The organism is Actinokineospora sp. UV203 (assembly GCF_056323665.1).
Window position 1 is genome coordinate 6114634 of record NZ_CM150484.1, and the last position, 13127, is coordinate 6127760.

Here is a 13127-nt window from a genome sequence, read left to right on the forward strand (position 1 = left end):
TTGGGGTCGAGCCTGGCCAAGGCGGTCGTGTCGCCGATCAGCAGGTGTGACCTGTCTGCCCGGAACCGAGGACGACGGCGACCACGATCATGCTCGCACCAAAGCGGGGCAACGGATCGCGGCGTGTCCTGATCTTGTGGCGAGCCGCTGAAGTACCCTTCGCCTGCCGCGGCGGCGTACTGGGCGCCGTCGCAAACGGAAGGACCCACCATGAGCGACCTCGACGCGACCCTGCACTTCGACGGACCACTCTTCGTCGAGGATGACGTCGAGCAGGCGACCGAGACCGCACCGGCGGCTCAGGACACCGACGAGTCTGCTTCCTGACGCGTTACCGCCCGCCCGAATAAGGTGAGACCGACTGGCCGTGCCAATGCCGCGTGGCCAGTCGGGTCTGACGGAACCCTGATCGAAATTCTGCGGCGCAAGACTCCGCCGGCGGTCTAGGTTGTGCTCATGGTGAGCCACGACGTCCATGCTGTCCTTGCCGCGCACGGGCTTGGCTGTGAGTCCGTGGTGCGCCTTGGCGAGGGGCAGGACAACGTCGCCTACGAGGTCGACGGCGAGCTGATCGTGCGCTTCGCCAAAGGGGGCGCAGACGTGCTCCGGGAGGCGAGGCTGCTCGAAACCGTCGCGCGGTTCTCGCCGTTTCCAGTGCCGACACCGGTGGTCGTGGAACCCGGATGCATGGTGTACCGCAAACTCCCCGGCGTGCCGTTGATCGACGTTCCCCGGCCGCCCGGCATCGCGACGGTTCTCGGTGCCTATGTCGACACGCTGCAGGCCATTCCCGTGGACGTCGTGGCCGGCTTGGTCGACACCGATGACGACCCGGTCAGCCAGTGGTTGGCCGAAGCGCACGGGAGTTATGCGGCGGTGGAGGTGCCCGCCGTGTACCGCCGTGCGATCGAGCGGTTCCTCGACACCGAACCGCCCGGGCGCACTGAGCCGTCCGTGTTCTCGCACAACGACTTGGGCATCGAGCACGTACTCGTCGACCCCGGCACCGGCGACGTCACCGGAATCATCGACTGGACGGACGCCGCCCTCTGCGACCCCGCCTACGACCACGGCCTGCTCTACCGCGACCTCGGCGTCCTCATCGACGGCCCGCTCGCCGAACGGGCCGCCTTCTACGCCCGTTGCACCGTCCTCGAAGACCTCGCCTACGGCACCGAGTCCGGCATCCAGCGCTACGCGGACCAGGCGCTGAACTCACTGCGGCACCTGTTCGAGCCGCTCGAACCGAATCGGTAGGCCGTCGGTCGGGATGGGGAGGGCCGTGGGGTACCAGCGGACCTCGTAGCCGTCCGGGAACGACCAGCGGAACGTCCGCAGCATCTGGGCCAGCAGCGTTTTCACCTCGGACATGCCGAAATGCATGCCGATGCACTTGTGCACCCCACCGCCGAACGGGATCCACGCGTACCGGTGGGACTTGTCCTCCCGCCGGTCCTCGGCGAACCGCAGCGGGTCGAAGCGCGTCGGGTCGGGCCAGTACTCGGTCAGCAGGTGGTTGATCCACGGGGTCACCATGATCTTGGTGCCCTTCGGCACGAAGTGGCCCAACAGCTCCGTGTCCTTGACCGTCTCGCGAACCAGCGACGGCACCGGGGCGACCAGGCGCATCGACTCCTTGATCACCAGTTCCAGGGTCTCCAGCTGCCGGACGTCGTCCACCGCGAGCGCCTCCGCGCGCGCTTTCTCTTGCCACGCCTGGTCTTTGCCGAGGAAGTACATCACCGCCGTCGTCGTGATGGTCGACGTGTCGTGGGCGGCCATCATCAGGAAGATCATGTGGTTGACGACATCGTCGTCGGAGAACACCGCGCCGTCGTCGGTCTTCGCGTGGCACAGTGCGGAGAACAGGTCGTCGTCCACGCTCGCCCGCTTCTCCGGCAGGCTCCGTCGGAAGAAGTCCTCCAACACCTTCCGACCTTGGAGCCCGGCCTTCCATCGACCGCCCGGCACCGGATACCGCACGACCGCCGTGCCCGCCCGGACGGTGTCGACGAAAGCCTTGCGCAGCCCAGCGGCTTCCGAGCCGACGTCGGTGGCCATGAACACCTCGGTCGCCACATCCAGGGTCAGCTTCTTCAGCGCCGGGTATACCTCGAATCCCGGCGTCACCGGCCACAGTGGAATCTCGCGGGCCGCCAACTCGGCGACTTTGCGCGTGTAGCCCGCGATCCGGTCGGCGGTGAACGCCTCCTGCATCAGCCTGCGGTGGTGGTGGTGCTCCTCGAAGTCGAGCAGCATCAGCCCGCGGTGGAAGAACGGGCCGATGAAGAACGTCCAGCCCTGCTGCGAATACGCCTTGTCCTTGTTGGTCAGCACCACCTGCGCCGCCTCCGGGCCCGCGGCCGAGACCATGGTCGTGCCGAACGCCCGTACCCAGGTGACCGGCCCGAAGCGTTCATACCGGCGGAGCCCGAAGTCGATGCCCTGGCGCAGAACGGCGATCGTGTGACCGAGCACGGGCGGACCGCTGTCACCCAGGATCGGGCGCAGGCCCTCCGGAGCGGGCGTGTACTCGCGCACCGGCCATGGCCGATCGCTGATCCACCGGTCCAGTCTGTCTACAACGGACACCCGATCCTCCTGTCTACGAGCCGTGTGCCGCCTCCCGCAGGACCGCCATCGCCAACCCGGCGATCTCCGCTGTCAAAGCGGGTCGAGACTTGACCCTGCCCGTGCGGGGCAGGTCATTCACCACGGTCAGGGCCGCGTGCACCGCGACCCTGGCCTCCGGCTCGGTCAGGTCCGAGCCCATCTCGCGCAGCAGCCGGACCCACTCGGCGACGTAGCCGCGCTGCAGCCTGCGCAGCTCCTTGGCGTCACGCTCGGGCAGGTTGACCAGTTCGCTGGTGTACACCGCGATCAGGTCGTCGGAACGCTGCACGGTGTCGGCGTATGACCTGGTCAGGCGGCGCAGTGCGTCCTCGGGGTCGACCGCGTCGGCGAGCGCGGCGTCGAGTCCGAGCTGCAGCCGGTCGGCCATCCGGCGGCTCGCGGCCAGCAGGATGTCGGACTTCGCCGCGAAGTGCCGGTAGATGCTGGGCCCGGCGATGCCGGTGACCGCGCCGATGTCCTCCATGCTCACCGCGTGGTAGCCGTGGTCGCGGAACAGCCTGGTCGCGGCCGTGAGCACCTCCTCACGCCGCGTGGCGGGCATCTGCGTGCGGGCCCGCCACGCGGCCGGGGGAGCGTCCTGTGTGGCCGGGACGACGTCGCTGAGCACCACCGCCTCGGCCAGCCGGGCCAGCAGCAGTTCGAACGGCTCGCGGGCGTAGTTGACATGGTGGTCGCCCACGCTGCCGTACACGCTCATCGCGGCGAAACTGAGCAGGTGGGCATCGGCGGCACTGAGCTCGGGACGCAGCCCGCGCAGGCCGGCGATGGCCTGGGCGAGCAGGGTGCCGACCCGCCTGCGGATCTCCTTCTGGTCGCCATCGTGGAGGTGACGGCCCTGCCAGCGCCACAGCGCGGTCAACTCGCGCTGCTCGATCGAGACCACGGCGGCGGTGTGCAGCAGCGGGCCCACGCAGCGGTGTGGGTCGCCCTCGGCGGCGGCGGTGACCTCGATGAGCCGCTCGGTGAGCACGTCGACCCCGGTGAGCAGCACGTGGCCGAGAACGGCCTGCTTGTTGGGGAAGTGCCGGTAGACGGCCGGGCCGGTGATGCCCGCGGCGGCGGCGATGTCGTTGACGCCGACCGCGTGATAGCCGCGCTTGCCGAACAGGTCGGCGGCCGCCTCGGCCAGCTGGGCCTTGCGGTTGCGTGGTCTGCGTACCGGCACCCGGTCGACCTCTGCTGTCACCCGTCCCCCTTCGGTGAGACTCGATTAACCACGGTAGTGCAGGGCCGAGAGGTTGACAACCTGCGAAACCACGGCACTATGTTAATGGGCATTAGCTCAAAACTTGAGGAGAGGATCGGACGAGCGTGAGTACCGAAGCCTTCATCTACGAGGCGATCCGCACACCGCGCGGCCGCGGCAAGCAGACCGGATCGCTGCACGGGGTCAAGCCCATCTCGCTCGTCGTCGGTCTCATCGACGAGCTCACCGCGCGCCACCCTGACCTCGACCCGGCGACCATCGACGACATCGTGCTCGGCGTGGTGTCCCCGGTCGGCGACCAGGGCTCGGTCATCGCGCGCACCGCCGCCGTCGCCGCCGGCCTGCCGGACACCGTCGCGGGCGTGCAGCTCGACCGGTTCTGCGCCTCGGGCCTCGAAGCGGTCAACACCGCGGCCGAGAAGGTCCGCTCCGGCTGGAACCAGCTCATGATCGCCGGCGGCGTCGAGTCGATGTCGCGGGTGCCGATGGGCTCCGACGGCGGTGCCTGGTTCAACGACCCGGAGACGAACTACGACTCGTACTTCGTCCCGCAGGGCATCAGCGCCGACCTCATCGCCACCATCGAGGGCTTCAGCCGCGACGACGTCGACACCTACGCCGTCGAGTCGCAGAAGCGCGCGGCGGCGGCCTGGTCGGCGGGCTACTTCGCCAAGTCCGTGGTCCCGGTGAAGGACCGCAACGGCGTGACGATCCTCGACCACGACGAGCACATGCGCCCTGAGTCCACTGTAGAGGGTCTGGGCAAGCTCGGGCCGTCATTCGCGGGCATCGGCGACATGGGCGGCTTCGACGCGGTGGCGCTGCAGAAGTACCACTGGGTCGAGAAGATCAACCACGTGCACACCGCCGCGAACTCCTCCGGCATCGTCGACGGCGCCGCGCTGGTGCTCGTCGGCAACGAGGAAGCAGGCCGGGCCGCTGGCCTGACCCCGCGGGCGCGCATCGTCTCCGCCGCGGTGACCGGCGCCGAGCCGACCATCATGCTCACCGGCCCGACCCCGGCCGCGCAGAAGGCGTTGGCGCTGGCAGGTTTGACGCCCGACGACATCGACCTGTGGGAACTCAACGAGGCCTTCGCCGCGGTGGTCCTCAAGTTCATGAAGGACCTGAAGATCCCGCACGAGAAGATCAACGTCAACGGCGGCTCGATCGCCATGGGCCACCCGCTCGGCGCGACCGGCGCGATGATCACCGGCACCATGGTCGACGAGCTGGAGCGGCGCGGCGCCCGGCGCGCCCTCATCACCCTGTGCATCGGCGGCGGCATGGGCGTCGCGACCATCATCGAGCGCGTCTGATCCCGGAGAGAACACACAGATGACTGAGAACATGTTCAAGTGGGAGTCCGACGCCGACGGCATCGTGACCCTGACGATGGACGACCCGGGCCAGTCGGCCAACACGATGAACGACACGTTCCGCGTGGCGCTCACCGAGACCGTCGACCGCCTTGTGTCCGAAAAGGACTCCATCACCGGTGTCGTGATCACCTCGGCGAAGAAGACCTTCTTCGCCGGCGGCGACCTGCGCATGCTGATCCAGGCCGGTCCGGACGACGCGCAGGCCATCACCGAGCGCTGCGACGGCATGAAGGCCGACTTCCGTCGGCTGGAGACCCTCGGCAAGCCGGTCGTGGCCGCCATCAACGGCGCCGCGCTCGGCGGCGGCCTCGAACTCGCGCTGGCCACGCACTACCGGGTCGCGCTCGACGTCAAGGGCAGCGAGATCGGCCTGCCCGAGGTCGGGTTGGGACTGCTGCCCGGCGGCGGCGGCTGTGTCCGCGTGCCGCGCCTGATCGGCATCCAGAGCGCGCTGCTCAATGTGCTGCTGCAGGGTCAGCGGCACAAGCCTGCCAAGGCCAAGGAACTGGGCCTGGTCAACGAGACCGTGTCCACCCCGGAGGAGCTGATCGCGTCCGCGAAGGCGTGGATCAAGGCCAACCCCGCCGCGCAGCAGCCGTGGGACGTCAAGGGCTTCAAGATCCCCGGTGGCGCCCCGTCGCACCCGGCGTTCGCGGCGAACCTGCCCGCGTTCCCGGCGAACCTGCGCAAGCAGCTCAAGGGCGCGCCGATGCCCGCCCCGCGCAACATCCTCGCCACCGTGATCGAGGGCGCGCAGGTCGACATCGACACCGCGCAGAAGATCGAGACGCAGTACTTTGTGGACCTCGTCGTCGGTCAGGTCGCGAAGAACATGACCAAGGCGTTCTTCTTCGACCTGCAGGCCATCAACAAGGGCAACAGCCGCCCCGACGGTCAGCCGCAGTATGCCGCTAAGCGCGTGGCGGTCCTGGGTGCGGGCATGATGGGCGCGGGCATCGCGTACTCCAGCGCCCGTGCGGGCATCGAGGTCGTGCTCAAGGACGTTTCCCTTGAGTCGGCGCAGAAGGGCAAGGCGTACTCGGAGAAGATCCTCGCCAAGGCCGTGTCCCGGGGCAAGCTCACCCAGGAGAAGGCCGACGAGGTCCTGGCCCGCATCACGCCCACGGCCGACCCGGCCGACGTGGCCGGTGTGGACCTGGTCGTGGAGGCCGTCTTCGAGTCCCCGGACCTGAAGAAGAAGGTCTTCGGCGAGATCGAGGACCTGGTCGCGCCGGACGCGCTGCTGGGCTCCAACACCTCGACGCTGCCCATCACGGACCTGGCGAATGGGGTGAAGCGGCAGGAGGACTTCATCGGCCTGCACTTCTTCTCCCCGGTCGACAAGATGCCGCTGGTGGAGATCGTCGTCGGCGAGAAGACCAGCGATGTCGCGCTGGCCAAGGCTTTCGACTACACGCTGCAGATCAAGAAGACCCCGATCGTCGTCAACGACAGCCGGGGCTTCTTCACCAGCCGTGTGATCGGCACCTTCATCAACGAGGCCGTCGCGATGATCGGCGAGGGCGTCGCGCCGTCGTCGATCGAGCAGGCCGGCCTGCAGGCCGGCTACCCGGCCGCGCCGCTGCAGCTGCTCGACGAGCTCACGTTCACCCTGCCGCGCAAGATCCGGCAGGAGACGCGTGCGGCCATCGAGGCGGCGGGCGGCACGTGGGACGTCCACCCGTCGGAGGGCGTCCTGGACCGCCTGATCGACGAGTTCGACCGCAAGGGCCGCTCCTCGGGTGCGGGCTTCTACGAGTACGACGACGAGGGCAAGCGCACCGGCCTGTGGCCGGGACTCGCGGACGCCTTCGCCGCGGGCACCGTGGAGGTCCCGTTCAAGGACATGCAGGAGCGCATGCTCTTCGCCGAGGCGCTTGAGACCGTCAAGTGCTTCGACGAGGAAGTCCTGCGGACCGTGCCGGACGCCAACATCGGGTCCATCTTCGGCATCGGCTTCCCGCCCTGGACCGGTGGTGTCATCCAGTACATCAACGGCTACCCGGGCGGCATCCCCGGCTTCGTCGCCCGCTCCCGCGAACTGGCCGAGCGCTACGGCGACCGGTTCAACCCGCCCGCCTCGCTGGTCGCGAAGGCTGAGAAGGGCGAGATCTTCGAGTAAGTCGCTGGTGAGTTGAGGGCTGCCCACCGCTTCGGCGGTGGGCAGCCCTGTTATCGGAACTCGTGGATGACCTTGATGGGCCGACGATGTGGTCGTTGAACTCTTCGAGGTCCTCGGTGGGGATCCAGAGTTCCAGAATGGTCCGGCCGCCCGCCTGCTGAACGGGATACCGGGCCAGGAAGTCGGTATCGACCTCGAAGCGGGTCACATAGCAGACTCCGCTGTCGGGCACGTTCCACTCTTTCGCGATCTTGACCGCGTAGTCCTCGTTGAGAACGGGTAGAAGATCGGCTGCTCGGGCAGCCGGGGCGGCCACCTGCGCCAGTCCGATCGCCGGACGAGGTCGAGCTTCACCGGCCCGGTCGGGCGCCACAGGGTGGTCGTAGCGGTTTGGCTCATGACGGGCTCCTCATACGGCTGCGTGCGATGGAATTGTCGTGCGCGCGACCTCAGTGGTCCACCGATTTGGTGCCTGGCCCGATGGCCCGGGCGTTCCGCATCGCGCGTTCGATCTCCGTCGCCTTCTCGCGTTCGGAACTGGCCCATGCCATCGCCTCGTGATGGTGGTGGCGGTCGATATCGGCGATCTCGGTGTAAAGCCGCGCGGCCTTCTCGCGGAATGCCTTCCACTCGGCGGGTGGCGCTGCGCGAGCGGGCCGCAAGCGCATGATCACTTCGTGGGTCTGGGAGAGCGTCGTCGGCATCGTCGGACGTGGCATGCCCCGACTCAACCGCCGCCCCCACGCGCCGGACCACAGCACGGTCGCCGCATTCATGAGGCAGAACTGTGGCAAGACAGTCGGTGAGCAGCGACTCTGGGCTACGGTGATCGCACAGTCAGTTGTCAAAGGAGCACCGAATGCCGAAGCGTCCCCGGCTCGCAGGCGCGCGGAAGGCGGCGGGCCTGAGCCAGGAGGCGTTGGCGAGCCAGGTCGGGGTGGAGCGGTCCACGGTCGTGCGCTGGGAGACCAGCACAATCGAGCCCCAGCCATGGATCCGGCCACGCCTGGCGCGTGCGCTCGGTGTGACCGCCGCGCAGCTGGGCGAGTTGCTGACCTCGCGCGTCGACACGGTGCGCCCACGACCTGAGCCGGAGCAGACCCCGCTCCTCGATGGGCTTCGACGAGCGATGCTCGGCGTGGTGGCGACTGATTCCTCCGTGCGTGAACGGCGGACCGTCAGCGCGATTCATCGGCTGTATCAGCAGTCGGAATACGAAGCGACCGCACGGGTGTTGCCTCCGCTGATCAATGGCATCGACCAAGAACCCGCTGTCGTCAGGGCTTCCGCCTATGTCGTGGCGGCCAAGCTCGCCACCAAGGTCGGCGATTCGGGTCTGGCCTGGGTTGCCGCCGATCGAGCGCTCCAGTCCGCGATGGACAGTGAGCATCCTGTGCTGGTCGGAATGGCTCAGTATCAAGTGGCCTGTGCCTTACTCAAAGCCGGACACCGCCGCGATGCCGAAGAGTGCGCCACCCTGGCCCTGGAGCCGCTGTCAGACAACAGCTGTCGATCCACGATATCGGTACGAGGAGCATTGGTCCTACTGCTGGCGGTGCTCGCGGCAAGACAGGGAAACGCGCAGGCTGCCGGAAAGAGGCTGGTGGAAGCGGGAATGCTCGCGGACACGTTGGGCGAGGACGCGAACCACGGTTGGACGGCGTTCGGTCCAACCAATGTCGTCATTCACCAGCTTTCGGTCGCGACCGCGCTCGGCGACGTGCGGGCCGCTCAACGGATCGGCGAGAAGGTCGACACAGACCGGCTTCCCATCGGTCTGACCGGCAGGCGCTCACAAGTCCATATTGACCTGGCCCAGGCCGCCGCGGATGACGGCGCTGACGCGGTCGCGGTCCTCCATTTGCTGGAGGCGGAACGGATCGCCTGCCAGTCGGTGTCCCGCAACTCCGCCGCGCGTGCGGTCCTGAGCGCTTTGGTGGGACGTGAACGTCAGGGCAGCACACCCGGCCTCAGGTCGCTGGCCCGTCGTGTGGGGGTGACACCGTGAGCGTTGTCTACCTTGTTGTCTCCGCTGCTCCACCCGCGCTCGAAATAGGCACACTGATCGACGCCCTGCACGAGGTCGGGTGGGTCGTGTGCCTTGCCGCGACGCCGACCGCGGCCGGTTGGCTCGACCTCGATGCCCTCGCCGCCCACACCGGCAATCCGGTGCGCCACGACCTGCGGCCGACCGACTGGCCGCATGCCGACGCGATTGTCGCCGCGCCCGCCACGTTCAACACCGTCAACAAGTGGGCGGCGGGAATCAGTGACTCGTTCGCGTTGGGGCTGCTCAACGAGGCCATCGGGCTGGGGGTTCGCACGGTGGCCTGCCCGTACGCCAAGCCGACCCTGGCCGCGCATCCCGCCTTCGGGCGGAGCCTGGACTCGCTGGCGAGTTGGGGCGTGATCGTCGTGCCCAACGAGGCCATCCGGGCGAGTTGGACCCCGATCCTGGATATTCTGCGGCGTTAGCGAACGCAGTCGAGGAGGATCTTCTTCCGAATTTTCGATCTCAACTGGACGCGAACGGGACAAGTGCCCGCTTCGGTAGGCAGCTTTCTTGAACGGGGAGCCCATGCACCGAGGCGAAACCGTTCCGCTGCAAGGGTTTCGCTCTAGTTTCACTCGATCGTGTGGTGATCCGGTGGGTGGTCCGGATCGGCCCGGAATTGTCGGTGGTAGGGCGGACGATGGTGGCATGTCCGAGTTGGAGATCCACCACAACGACCCCGGTCGGTTCTGGGCCTCACGCGGCCCCGAACTGGCCGGGGCCGTGGTCGAGGTGATCACCCGGATTCGCACCGACTACGCGGCCCTGCTCGACCTGATCGGTGAGATCGACCGCGCCGACATCCACCGCCTCGCCGGATACGGCGCACCCGCCACCCTGATCGCAGCGTTGACCAGGGTCAGCCCGAAGCACGCGAAGCGGATGCTGGCCCAGGCCGAGCAGGTGCGTCCCGCGCTGACCCCGACCGGGCATCTGAGTCCCCCGCCGCTTCCGGCCACCCGTACGGCCCTCGCGGACGGGGCGATCGACGGCGAGCACGTCGACGTGATCGCCCGCGCCATGGACACCCTGCCCACCTGGGTCGACGCACCCGCCCGCGCCGAGTTCGAACACGCCCTGGCCGAGCAGGCCCGCACCACCGACCCGGCACAACTGCGCGCGGGCGCCGACCGGATGCTCGCGGTGCTCGACCAGGACGGCCCCGAACCCGCAGACCAACCGGAACCCGCCGAGTGCAACGTGTTGTCCTGGCGCAAGCGCCGTGACGGTCGGGTACGCGGCGCGTTCGAACTGTGCCCGGCAGACGCCGCCACCTTTGTCGCGTTGATCGAGCCGCTGAGCAAGCCCGACCCGGCCTCCGCGCACGCGGATACCCGCCCGCAAGCCGAACGCAACGGCGACGCCCTGGCCCACATCTGCGACCTCGCCGCGGTCGCACCCGACCTGCCCACCGAGGCAGGCGAACGACCGCACGTCAACGTCACCATCCCGTTGGCCACACTGGAAACCCGCATCGGCCATGCCCTGCTCGACGGCGTCGGCACGCTGAGCGCAAGAGCGGCCCGTATCCTCGCCTGCGACGCCAAGGTCCTGCCGTACGTCCTGGGCGGCACCAGCCAACCACTCGACGTGGGGCGTGCCCGCTACACGGTGCCCACCCACCTGCGGCGGGCGCTGATCCTGCGCGACCGCGGCTGCACCTTCCCCCACTGCGACCGGCGACCACGCGCGTGCGCCGCACACCACGTCACCCACTGGGCTGACGGCGGACTCACCGCCCTGAACAACCTTGCCCTGCTCTGCACCCGCCACCACCGGCTGGTGCACAACAGCGACTGGAACCTGCGTATCGGTGCCGACGGGCAACCCGAATTCACCCCACCCGCCTACCTCGACCCACAACGAAGACCCCTCCGCAACACCGCCCACACCCACGCCGCATGACACGGCCCGAGCGGACGTATGCGCGCGGAGGCTCTCGGGCGAATTCAGGCACCGGGGATGACGAGATCCCGAGTTTGATCTCAACTGGACCGGAATCGGACAAAAATCCCGTCCGTCGGTGGCCGGGCGTGCCGTGGCGGTGTCTACTGGCAGGGTGCCCGGCGACTCGTTCCTGTGGAGATTCACTGACGCCGACCCGGCGGGTGCTCTCGAGGACCTGCTGGCTTGTTGCTCGTCGCGGCGCTGGGCTGGGGAAATGGTGGTGGGGCGGCCCTACGGGGACGTGAATCAGCTCATCGCGCGGTCCGATCGGGTGTTCCAAGCGCTCCAGTGGGACGACCTGCGGCAGGCCCTTGACGCCCACCCCCGCATCGGGGACCGGGCCGCCGGTGACAGCCGTGAGGCGGGGTGGTCGCGCGGGGAGCAGGCCGCCGCGAGCGGGGGCGGTGACGAGCTCAAACAGGCGAATGTGGACTACGAGGACCGCTTCGGCCACGTCTTCCTCATCTGCGCCACCGGGCTGACCGCGGACGCCATCCTCGCGCAGGCGCGTCGGCGGCTGCGTAACGACATCGCCGCCGAGCGCGAAGAGGTTCGGGAAGAGTTGCGCAAGATCGCCGCGTTGCGACTGGTGAAGCTGGCTGAGGCATGACCACTCTCTCCACCCACGTCCTCGACACCGCCCGAGGCAAGCCCGCGGTGGGCATCCCCGTGCGCCACGACGAGCGCCGCGACGGCCAGTGGCGGGAAGTCGACAAGGGCGAGACTGACACGGACGGGCGGATCTCCGGCTGGGCCGCCGATCCGGGTGAACACCGGCTGGTTTTCGACACCGGCGAGTACCTTGGTCCGGCCGCGTTCTACCCGGAGGTGGTGGTGGCGTTCACGGTCCGCGACGACCGCCATCACCACGTGCCCTTGCTGATCAGCGGATACGGCTACTCGACCTACCGGGGGAGCTGATGGGGAGTTTCGAGCTCGGTGACAACCAGTACGGCAAGGCCGAGACGCGCCTGGTCCGGGTGGACCGCGACGGCGACACCCACGCGATCACCGACCTCAACGTCACCACCACCCTCGCGGGCGACCTCGCCGCGACCCATCTGACCGGCGACAACAGCGGTGTCCTGCCCACCGACACGCAGAAGAACACCGTCTACGCCTTCGCCCGCGACGGTGTCGGCGAGATCGAGGATTTCGCCCTCCGCCTGGTCCGGCACTTCGTGACGACGACGGCGGAGATCAAGAAAGCCCGCGTGCGGATCGAGCAGTACTCCTGGGACCGCATCGCCGCGACCGGGCATTCCTTCGCCCGGGGCGCGGGAACGCGGACCACCACCGCGACCTGTGACGGCGAGTCCGCCTGGGTGGTGTCCGGGGTGGCGGACCTGGTGGTGCTCAACACGACCGGCTCGGAGTTCCACGGCTTCCCCCGCGACCGCTACACCACGCTCCCCGAGACCCACGACCGCGTCCTGGCCACCGCCGTCACCGCGAACTGGCGGCACGGCTCGACCGACCGGGACTGGGCGCAAGCCTTTGCGGTAGCGCGGGAGCGGCTGCTGACCGCCTTCGCTGACACCCACAGCCTTTCGCTGCAGCAAACGCTGCGCGCGATGGGCGAGCGGGTCCTCGAAGGTGACGACGACCTCGTCGAGGTTCGCCTGGCGCTGCCGAACAAGCACCACTTCCTCGTCGACCTCGCGCCGTTCGGATTGGACAACCCGGGAGAGGTGTTCCACGCCGCCGACCGTCCCTATGGCCTGATCGAAGGCACCGTCCGTCGTTCCGACGCGCCCGAGCAGGGCCTGGCTTGGTGGTAGG

The 13127-nt window shown here is 68.4% G+C and carries 12 protein-coding genes; 9 read left to right on the forward strand and 3 right to left on the reverse strand.

Going from position 1 to position 13127, the window contains the following annotated elements:
- The first annotated feature begins 456 nt into the window (after positions 1-456).
- The gene (locus ACUZ2Y_RS29465) at positions 457-1257 is read left to right on the forward strand and encodes a phosphotransferase family protein (RefSeq protein ID WP_476325006.1); all 801 of its coding nucleotides are present in this window, start codon (positions 457-459) and stop codon (positions 1255-1257) included.
- Here ACUZ2Y_RS29465 and ACUZ2Y_RS29470 read toward each other — a convergent pair.
- Both ACUZ2Y_RS29470 and ACUZ2Y_RS29475 read right to left on the reverse strand, forming a co-directional pair.
- Complete coding sequence (locus ACUZ2Y_RS29470; RefSeq protein WP_476325008.1) at positions 1216-2592, reverse strand: cytochrome P450; 1377 nt, start codon at positions 2590-2592, stop codon at positions 1216-1218. The genes ACUZ2Y_RS29465 and ACUZ2Y_RS29470 overlap by 42 nt on opposite strands.
- 13 nt (positions 2593-2605) lie before the next feature.
- Positions 2606-3820 (reverse strand): TetR/AcrR family transcriptional regulator, encoded by a 1215-nt coding sequence (locus ACUZ2Y_RS29475; protein ID WP_476325010.1) that lies wholly within the window; start codon positions 3818-3820, stop codon positions 2606-2608.
- A 125-nt stretch (positions 3821-3945) separates the two neighbouring features.
- Between ACUZ2Y_RS29475 and ACUZ2Y_RS29480 the strand changes: the two genes are divergently transcribed.
- Positions 3946-5160: an acetyl-CoA C-acetyltransferase gene (locus ACUZ2Y_RS29480; RefSeq protein ID WP_476325012.1), complete on the forward strand. Its 1215-nt coding sequence runs from the start codon at positions 3946-3948 to the stop codon at positions 5158-5160.
- Positions 5161-5179: 19 nt separating this feature from the next.
- Positions 5180-7345 carry a 3-hydroxyacyl-CoA dehydrogenase NAD-binding domain-containing protein gene (locus ACUZ2Y_RS29485; protein ID WP_476325014.1) on the forward strand — a complete coding sequence of 722 codons (2166 nt, stop codon included), beginning with the start codon at positions 5180-5182 and terminating at the stop codon, positions 7343-7345.
- Positions 7346-7794: 449 nt separating this feature from the next.
- Here the strand turns inward: ACUZ2Y_RS29485 and ACUZ2Y_RS29490 are convergent, their stop codons facing one another.
- The gene (locus ACUZ2Y_RS29490; RefSeq protein WP_476325016.1) at positions 7795-8121 is read right to left on the reverse strand and encodes an AMED_5909 family protein; all 327 of its coding nucleotides are present in this window, start codon (positions 8119-8121) and stop codon (positions 7795-7797) included.
- 83 nt (positions 8122-8204) lie between these two features.
- Here ACUZ2Y_RS29490 and ACUZ2Y_RS29495 point away from each other — a divergent pair, with 83 nt between their 5' ends.
- The 6 genes from ACUZ2Y_RS29495 to pucL all read left to right on the forward strand — a co-directional run bounded on the left by ACUZ2Y_RS29495 (position 8205) and on the right by pucL (position 13126).
- Positions 8205-9353: a helix-turn-helix transcriptional regulator gene (locus tag ACUZ2Y_RS29495; RefSeq protein WP_476325018.1), complete on the forward strand. Its 1149-nt coding sequence runs from the start codon at positions 8205-8207 to the stop codon at positions 9351-9353.
- Positions 9350-9820, forward strand: coding sequence for a flavoprotein (locus tag ACUZ2Y_RS29500; protein WP_476325021.1), 471 nt, complete (start codon positions 9350-9352; stop codon positions 9818-9820). Before ACUZ2Y_RS29495 ends, ACUZ2Y_RS29500 begins: the two co-directional genes overlap by 4 nt.
- Positions 9821-10046: 226 nt before the next feature.
- Positions 10047-11303, forward strand: a complete 1257-nt coding sequence (locus ACUZ2Y_RS29505; protein ID WP_476325022.1) for an HNH endonuclease signature motif containing protein — start codon at positions 10047-10049, stop codon at positions 11301-11303.
- A gap of 118 nt (positions 11304-11421) precedes the next feature.
- Complete coding sequence (gene uraD, locus ACUZ2Y_RS29510) at positions 11422-11955, forward strand: 2-oxo-4-hydroxy-4-carboxy-5-ureidoimidazoline decarboxylase (protein WP_476325024.1); 534 nt, start codon at positions 11422-11424, stop codon at positions 11953-11955.
- Entirely contained in the window at positions 11952-12266 is a 315-nt protein-coding gene (gene uraH, locus ACUZ2Y_RS29515) for a hydroxyisourate hydrolase (protein ID WP_476325026.1), read from the forward strand. Before uraD ends, uraH begins: the two co-directional genes overlap by 4 nt.
- Positions 12266-13126: a factor-independent urate hydroxylase gene (pucL, locus tag ACUZ2Y_RS29520; protein ID WP_476325028.1), complete on the forward strand. Its 861-nt coding sequence runs from the start codon at positions 12266-12268 to the stop codon at positions 13124-13126. The genes uraH and pucL overlap by 1 nt, the downstream gene beginning before the upstream one ends.
- Position 13127: the final 1 nt, after the last annotated feature.